15 protein-coding genes are annotated in these 19,104 nt (G+C 63.3%); 7 read left to right on the top strand and 8 right to left on the bottom strand.

The window, feature by feature from the left end; translation table 11 throughout:
• Positions 1 to 30 precede the first annotated feature (30 nt).
• Together H0241_RS11030 and hisN are read left to right on the top strand one after the other, a co-directional pair.
• Positions 31 to 972 (top strand): N-formylglutamate amidohydrolase, encoded by a 942-nt coding sequence (locus H0241_RS11030; protein ID WP_181057444.1) that lies wholly within the window; start codon positions 31 to 33, stop codon positions 970 to 972.
• Between the two features lie 337 nt (positions 973 to 1,309).
• Positions 1,310 to 2,083 (top strand): histidinol-phosphatase, encoded by a 774-nt coding sequence (gene hisN, locus H0241_RS11035; RefSeq protein ID WP_181057445.1) that lies wholly within the window; start codon positions 1,310 to 1,312, stop codon positions 2,081 to 2,083.
• Between the two features lie 13 nt (positions 2,084 to 2,096).
• On the opposite strand, the gene H0241_RS11040 is transcribed toward hisN, so the two are convergent.
• The 4 genes from H0241_RS11040 to H0241_RS11055 form a co-directional block, all read right to left on the bottom strand.
• On the bottom strand, positions 2,097 to 2,927 hold the full coding sequence (locus tag H0241_RS11040; protein ID WP_181057446.1) for a helix-turn-helix domain-containing protein: 831 nt from the start codon (positions 2,925 to 2,927) through the stop codon (positions 2,097 to 2,099).
• A gap of 110 nt (positions 2,928 to 3,037) precedes the next feature.
• The gene (locus H0241_RS11045; RefSeq protein WP_181057447.1) at positions 3,038 to 3,274 is read right to left on the bottom strand and encodes a DUF1127 domain-containing protein; all 237 of its coding nucleotides are present in this window, start codon (positions 3,272 to 3,274) and stop codon (positions 3,038 to 3,040) included.
• 3 nt (positions 3,275 to 3,277) lie between these two features.
• Positions 3,278 to 3,448, bottom strand: a complete 171-nt coding sequence (locus H0241_RS11050; protein ID WP_181057448.1) for a hypothetical protein — start codon at positions 3,446 to 3,448, stop codon at positions 3,278 to 3,280.
• Positions 3,449 to 3,622: 174 nt separating this feature from the next.
• Positions 3,623 to 4,582, bottom strand: a complete 960-nt coding sequence (locus tag H0241_RS11055; protein WP_181057449.1) for an alpha/beta fold hydrolase — start codon at positions 4,580 to 4,582, stop codon at positions 3,623 to 3,625.
• A 460-nt stretch (positions 4,583 to 5,042) separates the two neighbouring features.
• On the opposite strand from H0241_RS11055, the gene H0241_RS11060 reads away from it, so the two are divergent.
• Together H0241_RS11060 and H0241_RS11065 are read left to right on the top strand one after the other, a co-directional pair.
• A complete protein-coding gene (locus tag H0241_RS11060; RefSeq protein WP_112559269.1) occupies positions 5,043 to 5,510 on the top strand; it encodes an Hsp20 family protein in 468 nt (155 codons plus the stop codon).
• Between the two features lie 158 nt (positions 5,511 to 5,668).
• Positions 5,669 to 6,433, top strand: coding sequence for a sulfite exporter TauE/SafE family protein (locus tag H0241_RS11065; protein WP_181057450.1), 765 nt, complete (start codon positions 5,669 to 5,671; stop codon positions 6,431 to 6,433).
• Here H0241_RS11065 and H0241_RS11070 read toward each other — a convergent pair.
• Together H0241_RS11070 and H0241_RS11075 are read right to left on the bottom strand one after the other, a co-directional pair.
• A complete protein-coding gene (locus H0241_RS11070) occupies positions 6,430 to 7,326 on the bottom strand; it encodes an MBL fold metallo-hydrolase (RefSeq protein WP_181057451.1) in 897 nt (298 codons plus the stop codon). The genes H0241_RS11065 and H0241_RS11070 overlap by 4 nt on opposite strands.
• A 9-nt stretch (positions 7,327 to 7,335) precedes the next feature.
• The gene (locus H0241_RS11075) at positions 7,336 to 8,385 is read right to left on the bottom strand and encodes a threonine aldolase family protein (protein WP_181057452.1); all 1,050 of its coding nucleotides are present in this window, start codon (positions 8,383 to 8,385) and stop codon (positions 7,336 to 7,338) included.
• A gap of 498 nt (positions 8,386 to 8,883) precedes the next feature.
• Between H0241_RS11075 and gltB the strand changes: the two genes are divergently transcribed.
• Both gltB and H0241_RS11085 read left to right on the top strand, forming a co-directional pair.
• Positions 8,884 to 13,632 (top strand): glutamate synthase large subunit, encoded by a 4,749-nt coding sequence (gene gltB, locus H0241_RS11080; protein WP_181057453.1) that lies wholly within the window; start codon positions 8,884 to 8,886, stop codon positions 13,630 to 13,632.
• 141 nt (positions 13,633 to 13,773) lie between these two features.
• Entirely contained in the window at positions 13,774 to 15,228 is a 1,455-nt protein-coding gene (locus H0241_RS11085) for a glutamate synthase subunit beta (protein WP_181057454.1), read from the top strand.
• A 15-nt stretch (positions 15,229 to 15,243) separates the two neighbouring features.
• Here H0241_RS11085 and H0241_RS11090 read toward each other — a convergent pair whose 3' ends face one another.
• Both H0241_RS11090 and H0241_RS11095 read right to left on the bottom strand, forming a co-directional pair.
• A complete protein-coding gene (locus tag H0241_RS11090) occupies positions 15,244 to 16,458 on the bottom strand; it encodes an SGNH/GDSL hydrolase family protein (protein WP_181057455.1) in 1,215 nt (404 codons plus the stop codon).
• Between the two features lie 103 nt (positions 16,459 to 16,561).
• A complete protein-coding gene (locus tag H0241_RS11095) occupies positions 16,562 to 17,785 on the bottom strand; it encodes a lytic murein transglycosylase (protein WP_181057456.1) in 1,224 nt (407 codons plus the stop codon).
• A 205-nt stretch (positions 17,786 to 17,990) separates the two neighbouring features.
• On the opposite strand from H0241_RS11095, the gene galU reads away from it, so the two are divergent.
• On the top strand, positions 17,991 to 18,896 hold the full coding sequence (galU, locus tag H0241_RS11100) for a UTP--glucose-1-phosphate uridylyltransferase GalU (protein ID WP_181057457.1): 906 nt from the start codon (positions 17,991 to 17,993) through the stop codon (positions 18,894 to 18,896).
• The last annotated feature ends 208 nt before the right edge of the window (positions 18,897 to 19,104 follow it).

The raw sequence follows: 19,104 nt of genomic DNA on the forward strand, positions 1-19,104 counted from the left end.
TGCCGAAATGCTGGACATGCGGCCGATGAGGTGGCAGTTTCCCATCATGATGCATTGCTGTTTCCGGGTTCGTTCAAATTGACGACGGCAGCCGAGGATTTTTCGGTCGTTCCACCCTTCGAAATCCGATCGGGCGCCGAGCAGCGCGTTCCCTTCGTCTTCAACTCACCGCATAGCGGTCGCTATTATCCCGATCGCTTCCTGGCCATGGCCAGGCTCGACCGCAACGCCATCCGCCGTTCCGAGGATTGCTATGTCGACGAGCTGTTTGGCGGCGCGGTGGCGCTCGGCGCGCCGATGCTGGCAGCGAATTTTCCGCGCGCCTATCTCGACGTCAATCGCGAACCCTGGGAACTCGACCCGCGCATGTTCGCCGAGCCGGTGCCGTCCTTCTGCAACATCCGCTCGGCTCGCGTCGCCGGCGGGCTCGGCACCGTGCCCAAGCTGGTGGGCGAGGGGCTCGACATCTATTCCGGCCGCCTGCCGCTGGCGGAGGCCGTGCAGCGCATCGAGGCCGTCTACAAACCCTATCACGAGACGCTGAAGCGGCTGTTGACCAGAACCCATGCGAGGTTCGGCTATGCCGTGTTGATCGACTGCCATTCGATGCCGGCGAGCATCAGGGTGGGCGACAGCGGCCTGCGGCCGGACTTCATCGTCGGCGACCGTTTCGGCATCTCGGCCACCGCCGCGCTCACCGAGACGGCGATCGGCCTGCTGATCGGCATGGGCTATACCGTCGCCCACAACAAACCCTATGCCGGCGGCTTCATCACCGAGCATTACGGCCGGCCGGCGCGCCATCTCCACGCGCTGCAGATCGAGGTCAATCGCGGGCTCTACATGAATGAGCGGACGTTCCAGAAATCGGCCGGTTTCGATGCGCTGGCCGACGATATGGCGCGCTTTTCGGCCGACCTGATGGCGATGCCCGACCATCATTTCATTGACCTGCCGCTGGCGGCCGAATGAGGCCAAAAAGGGCGACGAGTGATGGTTCTCGCGCCGAGCATGCGGCGGCGTAAAAAAAGACCGCATCGCTTGCACGACACGGTCGAAGTCTAGGGAGGAAACGCCCAAGGAGGGCATGGACAGGAAAACCTGTCCGACAACAAGGTTATTGTGCGATGCACAAATGTCAACCGACTCCACGCTTTTTTAATTCACTCTGATGTGGAAATTGCGTTGGGATGGCGCCGGCGTGACATTTTGGCAACAATTATCTCATTGATAAATCGATAAACTGGCTTGTTTTGGCGCAAAAGTGTCGGCAGACCGGCTCAGGCACTCTGCAATGCGGGAGAATCAGGTGGACATCAGCATCGATTTCATGCGCCGGATCGCGCAAGCGGCGGCGGCTGAAACCTTGCCGCGTTTCCGCGCGCAGGGCGCGGTGGCCAACAAGGAAAAAGGCAGTTTCGATCCGGTCACGGAAGCCGACCGCGAGACGGAACGCGCCATCCGGGCGCTGATTTCAGCCGAGTATCCCGATCACGGCATTTTGGGTGAAGAGCATGGCAGCGAAAACATCTCCTCGAGGCATGTCTGGGTGATCGATCCCATCGATGGCACGCGCGCTTTCATCTCCGGCCTGCCGGTATGGGGGACATTGGTGGGGCTCACGGTCGACGGCGATGCTGTCGCCGGCATGATGGCGCAGCCTTTCACCGGGGAGCTGTTCTATGCCAACGCTTCCGGCTCCTACTATGAAGGCCCCGGCGGCCCGCGGAAGCTTTCGACCCGCAAGACGACGAAGCTCGACGAGGCTACCTTGTTCACCACCACGCCGGCGCTGTTCAAGGGCGAGGCGCGCACGCGCTACGATGCGTTCGAGAAACAGATCCAGCTCGCCCGCTACGGAGCCGATTGCTATGCCTTCGCCATGATCGCGTCTGGCAGCGTCGACATCGTCGCCGATCCCGGATTGAAGCCCTATGACATCGTGGCGCTGATCCCGATCATCGAGAAGGCCGGCGGCGTGGTCACCACATTCGAGGGCGGCCCGGCTGAAAAGGGCGGCGACATACTGGCCGCGGCGACGCCGGAACTCCACGCGGCGGCAATGGCGGCACTGCGCGGCTGAAATTTCCGCGCAGTCAGCGCGGCTTGATCGAGCGCTGGAATTCCGCCGGCGTTCGTCCATAGACCTGCCTGAACGCTGAACTGAAATGGCTGTGGCTGGAAAAGCCAAGGTCCATGCCGAGCGTGGTCAGATTGTCGTAGCGACCAAGCAGGTCGAGCGCACGCGCCAGGCGCAGCCGCAGATGATAGCGATAGAGCGGCATCGCCTCGACCTGCTGGAATACCTGTGTGAGATAGACCGGCGATACCCCGACCTCAGCGGCGATCTCGGCCAGCGTCCAGCGCCGCGACAGATCCGAGGACAGGACGAGCTTGGCGCGGTCGACCAGCTTCTGCCGGCCAGCGCTGGCGCCGGCGGCGTGCGAGGTGCGCTCGCCGAGGGAGCGCCGCACCAGCGTCAGCGCCAGAGTTTCGGCCTCCAGCGTCTCGGCGATGTTGCGGCTCAGGCTGTGGCGCAGCACCGCCACCAGTGCCTGAGCCCGCGGGTCGACGCGGCGGCGCTGGCGACGAAACGCCAACGCGCTGCCCGAGCGCAACTGCTCCTTCGGCGTCAATTCCTGTAGTTGCGCCTCCTCGATGACGAGATCGAGGCAGGAATCGCCACCCTCGACGGGGTGGCTGATCCGGTAGGGCTCGGCCTCATTGAAGAACAGCAACTGGTTGGCTTCGGCGACCGCATCGTTGCGACCGACATGGCGCACGAAGACACCGCGATAGGGAAACACCAGATGCGTGGCCGCGGTGCATTCCTCGTCGCTCTTGTGCCGGCATTCGCCGCTGCAGACGACGTCCCGGACCCTGACGGTGCCGGTGTCCAGAAGCGTCAGTACCGCGAACTGAGACATGGTCGTTGCGTTCCCCTTTGCGCCGAAAGCTGTCCCGGCACTTTAGGCGATCGGCCTGCCCAGACCTGTCAGGAGACTTCACCTGTCAGTGCCTCCGCAACGGCCATGGCTCAATCCCACAAATGGCGCATGTATTCGCAGTGGGCTTCGCCCCGCGACAGGCCAATGTCCTTGAGCTGCTCGTCGGTCATTTCGAGCAAGGCAAGGCGGCTTCGCCGCCTTTCCAGCTGACGGCCGATCCAGTTGGCGGCTGCAATGCCTTGTGTTCGCAAGGACCGCCAGAAGGTCGTGGATTGGGTTGTGGGTGCCTGTGCCAGGTGCACCATCGTTGCATGATCGGGGCGCATCGCTCAGGCCTCACCGTTGCCGACCACTGAGGCGCCGGCCACAGAAGCCCCGGCTTCGTTCAGCGCAATCGCGCATTCCTCGCAGCAGACCTCGACGGTCTTGCCGCCGACCTTGACGCGGATCGGGTTGGCGTCCAGCTGGCAATCGCAGGCAGCGCAGGTTTTCTCGGTCATGATGTCATCTCCTTGGCGTTCAGTTCGACGCGCAGAGATGATCATTTCGGGGCAGAACCGGCTGTCAGAATCTTTAGCTCTTTGCGTGCGGCCGGCGCTACCGGGCGGTCCTCCTGACACAAGGCTGTCAGCAGGCATGAACTCGACACGCCGCACCCCGCGGCGCTGGCGTCGTCAGGCAGTGGGGTCGTCGTTGCCGGGAATGAAGGCGTCGAAGGCGGCGAGCAACTGCTCGCGATAGACATCGGCCTCCTGCAGGATCTCGTGCTGGGCGCCATCGATCATCAGCAGCGAGCCGAGGCGCAGATGCCTGGTGTAGGCTTCCACCGCCTTGGTCGACACGACCCGATCGGCGCCGGCGGCGATCACCAGCAGCGGCACCTGGATCCTGGCCATGAAGTCCGGCTCGCTGATGACCTCAGCTGCCTTGATGGCGGCCCGCAGCCAGCGGATCGTCGGGCCGCCGAGCGCCAGTTGTGGATAGTCCTCGTAGATTTTCGTGTTGCGCTGATAGCGCTCAGGGTCCGATGTCACCTTGTTGACGGCAAAAGGCAGGGTCTGCCTAGGCCTAGGCCCCCAGGCGGCATAGAGCCGGCCAAGGCCGAGAAAGCACAAGAGCGAGCAGACGCGGCGCACCGTTTTTACAGACAGCGGAAAATCGGGCACCGTCAGGAATGGCGCTATCAGCACCATGCGGCGCACCCGGTTGACCATCGACGGCGCCGCGAGCAGCGCAATCACGGCTCCGGCTGAGTGGGCGAGGATGTAGTACGGGCCGCGGCAGTCGGGCAGCACGATGTCCTCGAAGAATTGCTCGAGATCGCCGGTGTAGTCGTAGAAGGAGCGGACATAGCCGCGTTGCGGGTCGCGGATCAGCCGGTCCGAACCGCCTTGGCCGCGCCAGTCGAGCGTGGCGACGCCGAGGCCGCGATCGGTAAGGTTGCGGATGGTCTCGAAATATTTCTCGATGCACTCGTTGCGGCCGGGCAGCAGGACGACGGTGCCCTTCAGCGGCCGGGTGACCGCGGCAAAAAGGCCGTAGCGGATCTTCTTGCCGTCGCGCGTGGTGAAGAAGCCGCCGGCGACATTTTGCGGCGGCGGATTGCCTGGGGTGGGATGGAAGAGGTCCGTCATTCGGCGCTTGCGTCTTCGTGGTGTCTACCCGGCAGGGCGTCGGCATGGTGATAGACGCCAATGGATGAAAAGCAAAGGGAGGGGCGCCAAGGGGCGGACGAACAACGAGTAAGGCCGGAAGCAGCCTGTGGCGGCGTGCTTCCGGCCTCTGTCGATCCGGGAGGAAGGGACGTTACACCCGGTTCGGCCTCGTCGCGGCACCTCATCCGGCGCCGCCTGGTTCTTTATCCTGGCTGCACTCTAGCGCCGGCCGGCTGAACGGGCGCCGAAGCGGCGGTTCATCTGCCGTTCATCGACGCCTCAAGTCACAGCTCTTCAAAAATCCTTGAAATGCGCTTTTGCGCTCCCCAAATGTCGAAGGCAGCCGCCGATGTCGGGGCTGCTGGCCCACCCGAAACGCCTTTCACAGGGTTTCGCACCGGCCACACGCAAACCATGTTGCTCAACAGGAGAACACCTCATGCGTCACGTTGATTTTTCCCCGCTCTATCGCTCGACCGTCGGCTTCGACCGCCTGTTCACCATGCTCGACTCGCTGGCTCAGCCCGATGGCGCGCAGACCTATCCGCCCTACAATATCGAGCGCACCGGCGAGAACGCCTATCGCATCTCGATGGCGGTTGCTGGCTTCTCGGATGAAGAGATCTCGATCGAAGCCCATCGCAACGTGCTGACCGTCAAGGGTGAGCGCAAGGAAGAGGGCAATGGCGAAGGCTCCGAGCTGCTCTATCGCGGCATCGCCTCGCGTTCCTTCGAGCGCCGCTTCCAGCTTGCCGACCATGTCGAAGTCGTTGGCGCCACGCTGAAGAATGGCCTGCTCTTCGTCGATCTCACGCGCAACATCCCCGAGGAGTTGAAGCCGCGCAAGATCGCGATTACCGCGAGCTCCGAGAAGGCCAAGCAGATCGAGGCCAAGAACGCCGCGTAATCAAGACGGCGGCGTAATTGCCCAAGGATAGAAGCGTCTCCTCCCGAGACGAAAGCGGCGCCGCGAGGCGCCGCTTTTTTGTTGCGCCGAAGTCTCTGTCACCCAGAACCACGAGTTCTGGCTCTTTTGCGGCACACGCCGCCTTCCCATGAAGGGCCATGTCTGATCTCTCGGCTGATTTCTCCTTGGCGCTGACCGCCACCATTGCCGTCACCTTCCTGCTCGCCGGCATCGTCAAGGGCGTTACCGGCATGGGCCTGCCGACGCTGGCGATGGGGCTGCTCGGCACCATCATGCCGCCGGTCGCGGCGGCCTCGCTGCTGATCGTGCCATCCTTCGTCACCAACATCTGGCAGCTGTTTGCCGGACCGAGCTTCGCCTCTATCCTCAAGCGGTTGTGGCTGATGATGATCGGCATCGTTGCCGGCACGCTGGCCGGCTCGTGGCTGCTGGCCAGCGACAACGTCAAATGGACGACCGCTGGCCTCGGCGCGGCGCTGATCATCTACGCCGCCTATACGCTGTTGGCGCGGCAATTGACGGTTCCGGTGTCGGCCGAGCGCTGGGCGTCGCCCATTGTCGGGTTCCTCACCGGCCTCGTGACCGGCGGCACCGGCGTGTTCGTCGTTCCTGCCGTGCCCTATATCCAGGCGCTCGCCCTGAGCCGGGACGACCTGATCCAGGCGCTCGGCCTGTCCTTCACCGTGTCGACTATCGCGCTTGCGGCCGGCCTTGCCTCGCATGGCGCATTCCAGGTCGAGCATATCGCCATGTCGTCGCTGGCGGTCCTGCCGGCGTTGCTCGGCATGTGGCTGGGACAATTGCTCCGGCAGCGGATCAGCCCGGCGACCTTCCGGCGCTGGTTTCTCATTTTCCTGATCTTGCTTGGCCTGGAGCTTTTGCTTCGACCCTTCCTTGCCTAGTGATCGGTACCGGCTGCGAGAACGGCCTCGACGTTTTGCCGGTGAACGGGGTCGTATAGCGCGAAGTACTCGACCGCACCGGTGGCGAACATATCGGCGCCGAAGGTTTTCAGATCCTGCTTCGCCAGATCGGGCTCGTGCCGGCAGCGGAGCAGTTTCTGGACATAGGCTTGTGTCGCGGTGATGAGGCCTTTGTCGTAGCCGCCTCGTTCTATCGTTTCGAGCGAGCCGTGGTTGGGCAGGATGCGGTCTATCGGCCAGCCGGCCATGCGTTCGAGATCCACCAGATGCTCGGCCAGCCGATCCGCCTCGCTGACATAGGTGATCGGATCCTCCAGCGTGTCGCCCGCAAGCAGTAGGCCGGTCTTGGGAATGAACAGCACCGTGCCGTCATGGCTGTGGATTTCGACCTGGCGCAATTCGACGGCGATCGATCCAACGGTGAGGTCAAGACTGCCTTCGAAGGTCCTGTTCGGCAGCACGAGCGGCTTGATCGGCGGAACGCCGCCTTCGATCTCGGCCCGATTGTTCGCCAGCGCCGAGGCCGTGAGCTTATTGGCGATGATCTCGCAATCCTGAAACACCTCATTGCCGGCAATATGATCGTCATGCCAGTGGCTGAGCACGACCCGGATCGAGCTGACGCCCATGGCTTCGAGCGTCTGCCTGATAGAGCGCGCATGCGGCAGCGAAATATGCGTGTCGTAGACAAGCGCCTGCGGCCCGTCGACAACGGCATAGGTGCAGATGCCGAGGGCATAGGCGCCGTCGTCCAGCCAGTTCGGCTCGTCCGACCAGGCGCGAACGCCGTCGATGCGGCCATCGTAGAAGCCGAGCACGTTTGGCGCCGGGCGAACCAGCCGCATGGTCGAGCCGAGGGGAGGTCTGGTCATCGGAAAAGCTCAGGCGATCATGCGGCCAAGGTGGTCCACCTCTTCAGCGGTCGTCGCGAAGCTGGCGACGAAGCGGTAGATTGCTTCATTGTCGCCGAGATGGCCGTCGAAGCTCTGCGGCAGTCCCCATTCATAGAATTTGGCGCCGGCGCCTTGCATTTTTTCCGCCTTGGTACGGTCGAGAATGGCGAACACTTCATTGGCCTGCGGCAGCCATGCCAGCCGGCCGGCCGGCGCATCCTCGATCGTCGCGGCCAGCCGTGCGGCCATCGCATTGGCGTGGCGCGCCATCCTCAGCCACAGATCGTCAGCAAAATAGGCCTCGAACTGAGCCGAGATGAAGCGCGCCTTGGAGAAGGTCTGCCCGGCGCGCTGGCGAAGCAGGCGCAGATCGCGCGCCACGTCGGGGTTGAGGACCACGACCGTGTCGGCCATCCAGCAGCCATTCTTGGTGCCGCCGAAGGAGATGATGTCGACCCCGCTCTTCCAGGTCATTTCCGCAGGGCTGATGTCCGTCGCCGCAACGGCATTGGCGAAGCGCGCGCCGTCCATGTGCAGCGGCAGCTTGTGACGGCGGGCCACCTCGGCGATCGCCTTGATATCGTCGACGGTGTAAACGGTGCCGACTTCGGTCGCCTGGGTGATTGTCACCGCCATCGGCTGTCCGGCGGGGACGAGATCCCGCGAATAGCGCTTGATGGCCCCGTCGAGCGCCTGCGGATTGATGCGCCCCAGAGGTCCCGGAACGGGCGACATGCGCGCGCCGCCGGTGTAAAAACCCGCGGCGCCGAATTCATCGACATTCATATGCGCTTCGGCATGGCAGAAGGCGACGCCGCCGATCCGGTTCAATGACGCCATCGATAGCGCGTTGGCCGCCGTGCCGGTGGCGACGAAGAACACCGCGACCTCGCGCTCGAAAATCTCGTTGAAGCGCTTGTAGACGGCGCGGTCGAGGTCGCCGTCGCCATAGGCGGTGGCGATGCCGGCAGCATGGCGGGTCAGGTTGGCCGAGATATCGGGATGGACGCCCGCCCAGTTGTCGGATGCAAAGAACATTCGGAAAAGTCCATGGCTGATTGCGAAAAGGAGCGCGACCATGGCCGCTTCGGGGTTTCACGCGCAAGGGCCAAAGGCTGGAAAAGCGGTAAAGCCAGCGGCGGATCACGAAGGCGTGTGGGGACCGAAGTTTTCGTTTCGACTGCGCGTCGCGTAATTTTCTGTCGCGAAACGCCCAAGATTTTTGTGAATCGGTCTTGTGTGCGCCCGGGATTTCTGCCATAAAAATTTAGGACAGTAGTGCTGTCTTATTTTGTCGCACAAGTTAGGCTGGATTGGCGTATCATTTGGGCCACTCCGGCCGTTGCCGCGAGCGACGGGTAGACGGCTCGGCTGAGGCCTGTACGATACCGGATACGAACCAGCGGCGCACCGCTCGGTTCGCCAAGGATTTCGCAAGACGTGCCGCAAGAATGAGAGCGGAAGCCAGTCGCTTCCCAAGGTAGACCAGCGCCCCAAACGCTAGACGTGCAAGGGGCCGGAACGGAGGACAGGACGATGACGGAACGGACGCCATCTGCGATTACCGGCCAGGCCGCGCAGACGAAAGCGGCAGCCGTAAAAAATCCGTCCATCACCACTGGCCTGACCAATGGCGGCCGAACCGCCAACGGCATGGCTGCGCAGGGTCTCTACGATCCGCGCAACGAGCATGACGCCTGCGGCGTCGGCTTCATCGTCAACATGAAGAACGTGAAGTCTCACCAGATCGTCAAGGACGGGCTTTTCGTGCTCGAAAACCTGACGCATCGCGGCGCCGTCGGCGCCGATCCGCTGATGGGCGACGGCGCCGGCGTGCTGGTGCAGATTCCGGACCGTTTCTTCCGCGAAGAGATGGCGGCGCAGGGCGTCGAACTGCAGCCGACGGGCCAATACGGCGTCGGCCACTGGTTCATGCCGCAGGACGCGGCGTTGCGCGCCCATATCGAAGACATCATCGCCGAATCGGCGCAGTCCGAAGGGCTGCCTCTGCTCGGCTTCCGTGACGTGCCGGTCGACAATTCGTCGCTGTCGAAGGCGCCCGATATCGCGGCATCCGAACCGTTCCATCGCCAGGTCTTCATCGGCCGCACGGCCGACATTACCGACGACGAGGAGTATGAGGCCAGGCTGTACCTGCTGCGCAAGGTCATTTCCGGCCGCATCTATGCCGAGAACAACAACAGGGATATCGGCGCGTATTGCGTGTCGCTGTCGGCGCGCACCATCGTCTACAAGGGCATGTTCCTGGCCTACCAGGTCGGCGCCTACTACAAGGACCTGTCGGATCCGCGTTTCGAGACGGCGCTGATCCTGGTCCATCAGCGCTTCTCGACCAACACCTTCCCGTCGTGGAAGCTGGCGCATCCCTACCGCATGGTCGCGCATAATGGCGAGATCAACACGGTGCGCGGCAACAACAACTGGATGGCGGCGCGCCAGGCCTCGGTCGATTCCGAGCTGTTCGGCAACAACATCTCCAAGCTGTGGCCGATCTCCTATGACGGCCAGTCCGACACTGCGTGCTTCGACAATGCGCTCGAATTCCTGTTCCAGGGCGGCTACAGCCTCAGCCACGCCATGATGATGCTGATCCCGGAAGCCTGGGCCGGCAACAAGCTGATGGATGCCGATCGCAAGGCTTTCTACGAATACCACGCAGCCCTGATGGAGCCGTGGGACGGGCCGGCCGCGGTCGCCTTCACCGACGGCCGCCAGATCGGCGCGACGCTCGACCGCAACGGGCTTCGCCCGGCGCGCTACATCGTCACCGATGATGACCGTGTCATCATGGCCTCGGAAGCAGGCGTGCTGCCGGTGCCGGAGGAGAGGATCGTCAAGAAGTGGCGGCTGCAACCCGGCCGCATGCTTCTGATCGACCTCGCCAAGGGCCGCATCATTTCCGACGAGGAGATCAAGTCGGAGATCGCGACCAGGCATCCCTACAAGACCTGGCTCAACAACACGCAGCTGATCCTCGAAGATCTGAAGCCGGTCGAGCCGCGCGCGCTGCGCAAGGATGTCAGCCTGCTCGATCGCCAGCAGGCGTTCGGTTACAGCCAGGAAGACACCAAGCTGTTGATGTCGCCGATGGCGACCACCGGCCAGGAAGCCGTGGGCTCGATGGGCACCGATACGCCGATCTCGGCGATGTCGGACAAGTCGAAGCTGCTCTACACCTATTTCAAGCAGAACTTCGCCCAGGTCACCAACCCGCCGATCGACCCGATCCGCGAAGAGCTGGTGATGAGCCTCGTATCGTTCATCGGGCCGCGGCCGAACATTTTCGATCTGGTCGGCAATTCGCGCCGCAAGCGGCTCGAAGTGCGCCAGCCGATCCTGACCAATGGCGATCTGGAAAAGATCCGCTCGATTGGCCATACGGAAGACCGCTTCGACACCAAGACGATCGACATCACCTACGGGTCGAGCGAGGGCGCCGCCGGCATGCAGGGCGCGGTCGAGCGTCTGTGCGAGCGCGCCGAGGCGGCTGTTGCCGGCGGCTACAACATCATCATCCTGTCCGACCGCCAGGTCGGTCCGGACCGCATCGCCATCCCGGCATTGCTGGCGACGGCGGCGGTGCATCACCATCTGATCCGCAAGGGGCTGCGCACCGCGGTTGGCCTTGTCGTCGAATCCGGCGAGCCGCGCGAAGTGCATCATTTCTGCTGCCTCGCTGGCTATGGCGCTGAGGCGATCAATCCTTACCTCGCCTTCGACACGCTGCTCGACATGCACAAGCGCGGCGAACTGCCGGCGGAGGTCGACGCCTACGAAGTCGTCTCGCGCTACATCAAGTCGATTGGCAAGGGCATCCTCAAGGTGATGTCCAAGATGGGCATCTCGACCTATCAGTCCTATTGCGGCGCGCAGATCTTCGACGCCATCGGACTGAAGTCGGATTTCGTCGAGAAGTATTTTACCGGCACCGCGACGTTGATCGAGGGTGTGGGCCTGGACGAGGTCGCGGCCGAGACGCTCAGCCGCCACACCGACGGCTTCGGCAACGATCCTGTGCTGCGCAACAGCCTCGAGGTCGGCGGCGAGTACATGTACCGCATGCGCGGCGAAGCCCATATGTGGTCGCCCGACGCTGTCGCCACCTTGCAGCACGCCGTGCGCCAAGGCTCGTGGGAGACGTTCAAGGAATACTCGGCGCAGATCGACAGCGAGACGGCCCACGCCCAGACCATTCGCGGCCTGTTCAGGATCAAGCTGGCGGAAGAGACCGGCCGCAAGAAGGTGGCGCTCGACGACGTGATGTCGGCGGCCGATATCGTCAAGCGCTTCTCGACCGGGGCGATGTCGTTCGGTTCGATCTCGCGCGAAGCGCACACCACGCTGGCGCGCGCCATGAACCAGATCGGCGGCAAGTCGAACACCGGCGAGGGCGGCGAGGAGGCCGACCGTTATCTGCCGCTGCCCGGCGGCGGCAAGAACCCCGAACGCTCGGCAATCAAGCAGGTGGCGTCGGGGCGGTTTGGCGTGACGGCCGAATATCTCGTCAATTCCGATGTCATGCAGATCAAGGTCGCGCAGGGCGCCAAGCCCGGCGAGGGCGGCCAGCTGCCCGGCCACAAGGTCGACGCGACCATCGCCAAGGTCCGGCACTCGACGCCCGGCGTCGGCCTGATCTCGCCGCCGCCGCATCACGACATCTACTCGATCGAGGATCTGGCGCAGCTGATCTACGATCTGAAGAACGTCAACCCGGCGGCCGATGTCTCGGTCAAGCTGGTGTCGGAAGTCGGCGTCGGCACGGTTGCGGCAGGCGTCGCCAAGGCGCGCGCCGACCACATCACCATCTCCGGCTATGATGGCGGCACCGGCGCATCGCCGCTGACTTCGCTCAAGCATGCCGGCAGTCCGTGGGAAATGGGCCTTGCCGAGACCCACCAGACGCTGGTGCTGAACGGCTTGCGTTCACGCGTCGCGCTTCAAGTCGATGGCGGCCTGCGCACCGGGCGCGACGTCATCATCGGCGCGCTGCTCGGCGCCGACGAGTTCGGCTTCTCGACCGCGCCGCTGATCGCGGCCGGCTGCATCATGATGCGCAAGTGCCATCTCAACACTTGCCCGGTCGGCGTGGCGACGCAGGACCCGGTGCTGCGCAAGCGCTTCAAGGGTACGCCCGAGCATGTCATCAACTTCTTCTTCTACGTCGCGGAAGAGGTGAGGGGGCTGCTGGCCGAGATGGGCTACACCCATATCGACCAGATCATCGGCGACAGCGACCTTCTGGAAAAGCGCGAGATGATCCAGCACTGGAAGGCGCGCGGGCTCGATTTCGGCAAGATGTTCTTCAAGCCGGATGCGCCGCATGAAGCGGTGCACTGGACAGAGCGGCAGAAGCATCCGATCGACGACGTGCTCGACCGCAAGCTGATCGAACTGGCCAAGCCCGCGCTCGAGGCCAAGCAGCCGGTCAAGATCGAGGTCGACATCCGCAATGTCGACCGTTCGACCGGCGCCATGCTGTCGGGCGAAGTCGCAAAGCGCTTCAGGCACAAGGGCCTGCGCGAGGACACGATCCAGGTGAAGCTGACCGGCACCGCCGGCCAGTCCTTTGGCGCCTTCCTGGCGCGCGGCATCTCGTTCGATCTTGTCGGCGCCGCCAACGACTATGTCGGCAAGGGCCTGTCGGGCGGACGTATCGTCATCCGGCCGCCGGAAGAATCCAAGATCGTAGCCGCTGAATCGATCATCGTCGGCAATACGGTGCTCTATGGTGCGACCGAGGGTGAGGCCTATTTCGCCGGTGTCGCCGGCGAACGGTTCGCGGTGCGCAATTCGGGCGTGGCCGCCGTCGTCGAAGGCGTCGGCGATCATGGCTGCGAATACATGACCGGCGGCATCGTCGTCGTCATCGGCCAGACCGGCCGCAATTTCGCCGCCGGCATGTCGGGCGGCGTTGCCTATGTGCTGGACGAAGCCGGAGACTTCGCCGCACGCTGCAACATGGCGATGGTCGAGCTGGAGCCGGTTCCGGAAGAAGACGATTTGATGGAAAGGCTGCTGCACCATGGCGGCGACCTCGACCATAAGGGCCGCGTCGACGTCTCCGGCGACATGACCAGCCATGACGAGGAGCGGCTCTACCAGCTGATCTCGAACCACGTCCATTTCACGGGTTCGGTGCGCGGCCGCGAGATCCTCGACGACTGGACGAGCTTCCGGCCGAAATTCCGCAAGATCATGCCGGTCGAATATCGCCGCGCCTTGATCGAGATGGAACGCATGCGCATGGGCGTGGCGGCGGAATAGGCTTTTGAGACTTGCCGGGAGGCGCAGGCTTCCCGGCTGAACTTTCAGCGACAGTTTGACCTCGGATGCAAGGTTGCCATGGCTGCCTCAAGGGGTTAACGGGTGCGAAAACCGCACCATCTGGACAGCAGGAACTGGACTATGGGCAAGGTAACAGGCTTTCTCGAAATCGACCGGCAGGTGCACAAGTACCAGCCGGCCTCCGACCGCATCCGGCATTTCCGTGAGTTCACGCTGCCGATGTCGGACAAGGAGGTCGAGAAACAGGCCGCGCGCTGCATGGATTGCGGCATTCCGTTCTGCCACGGGCCGACCGGCTGCCCGATCCACAACCAGATCCCCGACTGGAACGATCTCGTCTACAATGGTGACTGGGACAATGCGATCCGCAACCTGCATTCGACCAACAATTTTCCGGAATTCACCGGCCGCATCTGCCCCGCGCCCTGCGAGGAAGCCTGTACGCTGAACCTCGAAGACATTCCGGTCGCCATCAAGACGGTCGAGCAGGCTATCGCCGACAAGGCCTATGAGACCGGCCATATCCGGCCTTACCCGCCGGAGAAGAAGACCGGCAAGCGGGTCGCCGTCATCGGCTCCGGCCCGGCAGGGATGGCGGCGGCGCAGCAGCTTGGCCGCGCCGGACACGAGGTCAGTGTCTATGAGCGCGAAAGCCGTCCGGGCGGGCTGATGCGTTATGGCATTCCCGACTTCAAGATCGAGAAGCACTATATCGACCGCCGCATCGAACAGATGCAGGGCGAGGGCGTGACCTTCCATTGCGGCGTCAATGTCGGCGTCGACAAGCCCGTCGCCGAGTTGCTCGCCGAATACGATGCGGTGCTCTATTGCGGCGGTTCGGAATCGCCGCGTCCGGCCAACATTCCGGGCGACGATCTCGGCGGCGTCTATGATGCCATGCCCTATCTGGTGCAGCAGAACCGCCGGGTCGGCGGCGAGCCGATCCAATCGGTAGCGTGGCCTTCGCATCCGATCATCGCCGGCGGCCAGCATGTCGTCGTCGTCGGCGGTGGCGATACCGCGTCCGACTGCGTCGGCACGGCTTTTCGCCAGGGCGCGGTGCGCGTCACCCAGCTCGACATCCGCCCGCAGCCGCCGGAGAAGGAAGACAAGCTCTCGGTCTGGCCCTACTGGGCGACGAAGATGCGGACGTCGTCATCGCAGGCCGAAGGTGCGGAGCGTGAATTCCAGGTGGCGACGCTCGAATTCATCGGCGAGGAAGGCCAGCTGACCGGCGTCAAGTGCTGCGAGGTCGACGAGAAGCGCAAGCCGATCGCCGGCACCGAATTCGTCATCCGCGCCGATCTCGCTTTCATCGCCATCGGCTTTGCCGGACCGGCCGCCGTGGGCGTGGCGAAGGAGCTGGACGGTGAGATGAAAATCACCACCGACAGCCGCCGTTCCAGGAACGTCGAAGCCAACGACCGCGACTACAAGACCAGCGTCGACAAGCTTTATGCCGCCGGCGATGTGCGCCGCGGCCAGTCGCTGGTGGTGTGGGCGATCCGCGAAGGGCGCCAGGCGGCCCGCTCGATCGACGAAGCTCTCATGGGATCGACCGTCCTGCCCCGCTGAAAACAGTCTCAGGACTTAACGGTTGATCGCCGTCGTCGTATCCGTCGCGGCGGCCGTGGCGGGTGCCTTGGGTGGCCAGGAGAAATCGTCGGCGCGGCCGGGTGACGCCTCGGGCGCCTTGCCTTCGAGGATGAGTTTTTCGCCGGGCAGATCCGGATTGGCCTTGGGCGCTGCCGCAGCACCGAGAAGTTCGGTGCCGCCGTCGAGCGCCGGATCGTTGAGCAGCATCGGAACGGTGCGGTCGACCACAATGGGTGCGGCCGGAAGCGACGGTGCTTCGACCGGGGCGCCGGCCGGCGCGGCAGTCGTCACCACGCTTCCCGGTGCTGCCAGGCCGAGGATCTTGGCCAGCGACTTTTCGGTGTAGAAGGCGAGCTTGCGCTTGCCGGCTTTCGAGACGTTGATGCCGTCGTCGGAGCGCAGCCGCACGGCCTGGCCGTTAATATCGGGACCGGTCGAGACGAAGGCGCCGTTCTCGTCGACAAACCCGTCCCAGACGTCGACGAATTCGCCGCCGTTCTTCTCGGCGGCCGAGTGGTAAATGTCGTTGAAGGCCAGCATGTCGGATGTCATCTTCGGCGCCTTAAAGGCCGGCATGCCAACCCACAGATACGGCACTTTGGTCGACGCCAGCGCCTTGCCGAACGCCTCGGTCCGGCGTTCGTACTCCTTGGTCCAGTTCTCGGAACGCGGCTGTTCGCGCACGTCGTTGACGCGCATCTGCTGGCGGTCGTTGGAGCCCAGCATGACGACCACGGCGGCCGGCTTTTCGGTCTCGATCAGCGATTTGACCTGTTCGGGCCAGTTGTAGACATCATCACGCACGAAACCCGAGGAGCCGTTGGCGCGCTCGACGATCCTGATGGCAGGGTTCACGGCAAAGGCGGTATCGAGGCCTTCGGCGAGGCCGCTCGCCATGAAATCGCCGATCACCAGGACAACGCGGGAATCCGGCGCCTTCTCGACGATCGGCACGGCCGGCTCACTGGGCGGGCGCGGTTTTCTCTTGGGCTTCGGCTTCGCCTTCTGGATGTCGAGCGGCGGCTCGATGCGCTCGCTGCGGCGCGGGAACAACAGGTCGCGCAGCGACCAGCCGCGGTTCTGCTGCTGTTCCTGCGCCAAAGCCGGTGTGTGGAACGTGCCGGCGACCGCTGTCGCCAAGACGACGATGGCCAGAATGAGGATCGGCAAGCGGAAAACGATCACACGGATACGCGCTGCCGAAACCAAGCTCCCTCTCCATCCCTTGGCGCATGACCCCTCGGGGGCTCATGCACAAATCCATGCTACGGCATTCCTTGCGCGTCGAAAATGCGCGGCACCGCAGCTGGCCCTATTTCTTTCTGAGCCATTTGAGCACTTCCATGCTCGGATACCCATCCTGGGTCAAGCCGACCGTTGCCTGATAAGTCATGATGGCGGTTTTCGTGCCGTCACCGATCTTGCCGTCGAACTTGCCGTCGTAAAGCCCGTGCTGCGAAAGCCGCTTCTGCAACTCCTGCCGTTCCTCGAAGGACAGTTTGGTGAAAGGCCGCTTCCAGTCCTGGACCAGACCACTAGAGCCGGCGATTTCGTCGGCAAGAAGGCCGACGGCAAGGGCATATTTGTCGGCGTTGTTGTAGGCCTTGATGACGGAGAAGTTCTTGATCATCAGGAATGCCGGCCCGCCGCGGCCGTCCGGCACCTTCAGCGTCGCCTTGTCGGTTGCATTCTTGAACGGCTTGCCACTGGCCCTGGTGACGCCGAGCGCCTGCCATTGCGCCAGTGTCTTCGAGCCGGCCGGCAGTTTGCCGGCCGGAATGGTGACTTCATAGCCCCAGGTCTTGCCGCCCTGCCAGCCATTCTTCTTCAACAGATTGGCCGATGTCGCCAGCGCATCGGGGATCGAATTCCAGATGTCGCGCTTGCCATTGCCGTCCATGTCGACGGCATAATGCTGGTAGCTGGTCGGGATGAACTGGGTCTGGCCCATGGCGCCGGCCCAGGAACCCATGAGGTGGCTTTCGTCGATGTCGCCGGTCTGCAGGATTTTCAGCGCGGCGACCAACTGGGTGCGGGCGAATTTCGACCTCTTCGGGTCGCCATAGGCGAGGGTCGCCAGCGAGCGGATGACATTGCGCACGATGTCGTCACGCTTGAGGATTTCGCCATAGTTCGATTCCATCGACCAGATGGCGAGCAGGATGTAGCGATCGACGCCGAACCTGGCCTCGATCCGGTCCAGCCACGGCTTCCATTTCTTGGCCATCTGCTGGCCGACGGCAACGGACTGGTCATGGACGCGGTTGTCGAAATAGTCCCAGGCCGGTGCGGTGAACTCAGGCTGCGTGCGGGCCTTTTCAAGCACCACCGGGTCGGGTTCGTTGATACCCCGGAACGCCTGGTCGTAGACCGCGCCGGAAACACCGCCCGCCACGGCGGTGGCGCGGAAACCGGCGACCCATTGCCGGAAGCCGGCATCGGCAAAGGCCGGTCCGGCCGGCATCAGCAAGGCGAGCGAGAGGCTGGCCGCCGTCAGCACGCTGGTAAAGAGTTTTGCGGCACTGCGAACGGACATATTTTCCCCCTTCTCTATCTCAGGAAAGACCATTCATCGCCGAACCGGGTTAGGAATTAGTTTACCATAGGCGGCGCCTGGAACGAAAAGACACCTGGATGCTTTACCGGTTGATGTTCCCTCAATCGCCCGATAATCCTCAATTCCGGCGCGAAAATGTCGCGAGGCGGATTGCCGGGCACGCCCTCAAACGGATGATTGACGCATGAAGCGAGTTCGCAAGGCAGTTTTCCCGGTCGCCGGTCTCGGCACGCGGTTCCTCCCGGCCACCAAGGCCATCCCCAAGGAAATGCTGACCGTCGTCGACCGACCGGTCATCCAGTATGTCGTCGATGAGGCACGCGAGGCCGGCATCGAACATTTCATCTTCGTCACCGGCCGCAACAAGGCGGTCATCGAAGACCATTTCGATATCCAGTTCGAGCTCTATGACACGCTCGCCCAGCGCGGCAAGGACGAGCAGCTGGCCCGCCTGCAGCGGCTGCAGCCGGCACCGGGGCAGACCTCGTTCACCCGCCAACAGGTGCCGATGGGCCTCGGCCACGCCGTCTGGTGCGCGCGCGAACTGGTCGGCGACGAGCCCTTCGCTCTTCTCTTGCCCGACATGATCATGCAGTCGGAAAAGAGCTGTATGAAGGCCATGGTTGAACTCTACGAGGAGACCGGCAACAACATCATCGCCGTGCAGGAATGCGATCCGGCCGAAACCCACAAATATGGCATTGTCGGCCGCGGTGAGGATACGCATCACGGCTTCCGCATCACCGAGATGGTGGAGAAGCCGAAGACCGGTACAGCACCCTCCAATCTCTACATCAACGGCCGCTACATCCTGCAGCCTGAGATCTTCAAGATACTCGAAAGCCAGGAAAAGGGCGCCGGCAACGAGATCCAGCTGACCGACGCGATGCTGAAGCTGGAAAAGCAGCAGCCCTTCTTTGGCTTTCACTATCAGGGCCGCACCTTCGACTGCGGGTCGCCCGAAGGGTTCGTCGAGGCCAATGTCGCTTTCGCGCTGTGGCGCAGCGATATGAACGAGAACATGGCCGGCGTCATCCGCACGCTGCTCGACGAGATGAAGCCTTCCGAGCGTCGCGGCGCTGCCTTCTAGTTCGCCATTCGTGTCAGGAGCAGAGCGGACACTCAGTATTCGCTCTCGTGACATAGGGCTTAGATCGAGTTCCCGCCCACCCCCCTCTGTCCTGCCGGACATCTCCCCCTCAAGGGGGGAGATCGAATTTTCGCGAATGCGTCCGCCAATTTTCAATGTTGAAGAAAGGCGCCGCGGCCGACACTGCTAATCTCCCCCCTTGAGGGGG

It is taken from the genome of Mesorhizobium neociceri, assembly GCF_013520985.1.
In the GTDB taxonomy this organism is placed as follows: domain Bacteria; phylum Pseudomonadota; class Alphaproteobacteria; order Rhizobiales; family Rhizobiaceae; genus Mesorhizobium; species Mesorhizobium neociceri.

Excerpts from the sequence above, each read along its gene's own strand:
- H0241_RS11040 (WP_181057446.1), bottom strand. The coding sequence starts at position 2,927 with ATGTCTCAGTTCGCGGTACTGACGCTTCTGGACACCGGCACCGTCAGG.
- H0241_RS11045 (WP_181057447.1), bottom strand. The coding sequence starts at position 3,274 with ATGCGCCCCGATCATGCAACGATGGTGCACCTGGCACAGGCACCCACA.
- H0241_RS11050 (WP_181057448.1), bottom strand. The coding sequence starts at position 3,448 with ATGACCGAGAAAACCTGCGCTGCCTGCGATTGCCAGCTGGACGCCAAC.
- H0241_RS11055 (WP_181057449.1), bottom strand. The coding sequence starts at position 4,582 with ATGACGGACCTCTTCCATCCCACCCCAGGCAATCCGCCGCCGCAAAAT.
- H0241_RS11060 (WP_112559269.1), top strand. The coding sequence starts at position 5,043 with ATGCGTCACGTTGATTTTTCCCCGCTCTATCGCTCGACCGTCGGCTTC.
- H0241_RS11065 (WP_181057450.1), top strand. The coding sequence starts at position 5,669 with ATGTCTGATCTCTCGGCTGATTTCTCCTTGGCGCTGACCGCCACCATT.
- H0241_RS11070 (WP_181057451.1), bottom strand. The coding sequence starts at position 7,326 with ATGACCAGACCTCCCCTCGGCTCGACCATGCGGCTGGTTCGCCCGGCG.
- H0241_RS11075 (WP_181057452.1), bottom strand. The coding sequence starts at position 8,385 with ATGTTCTTTGCATCCGACAACTGGGCGGGCGTCCATCCCGATATCTCG.
- gltB (WP_181057453.1), top strand. The coding sequence starts at position 8,884 with ATGACGGAACGGACGCCATCTGCGATTACCGGCCAGGCCGCGCAGACG.
- H0241_RS11085 (WP_181057454.1), top strand. The coding sequence starts at position 13,774 with ATGGGCAAGGTAACAGGCTTTCTCGAAATCGACCGGCAGGTGCACAAG.
- H0241_RS11095 (WP_181057456.1), bottom strand. The coding sequence starts at position 17,785 with ATGTCCGTTCGCAGTGCCGCAAAACTCTTTACCAGCGTGCTGACGGCG.
- galU (WP_181057457.1), top strand. The coding sequence starts at position 17,991 with ATGAAGCGAGTTCGCAAGGCAGTTTTCCCGGTCGCCGGTCTCGGCACG.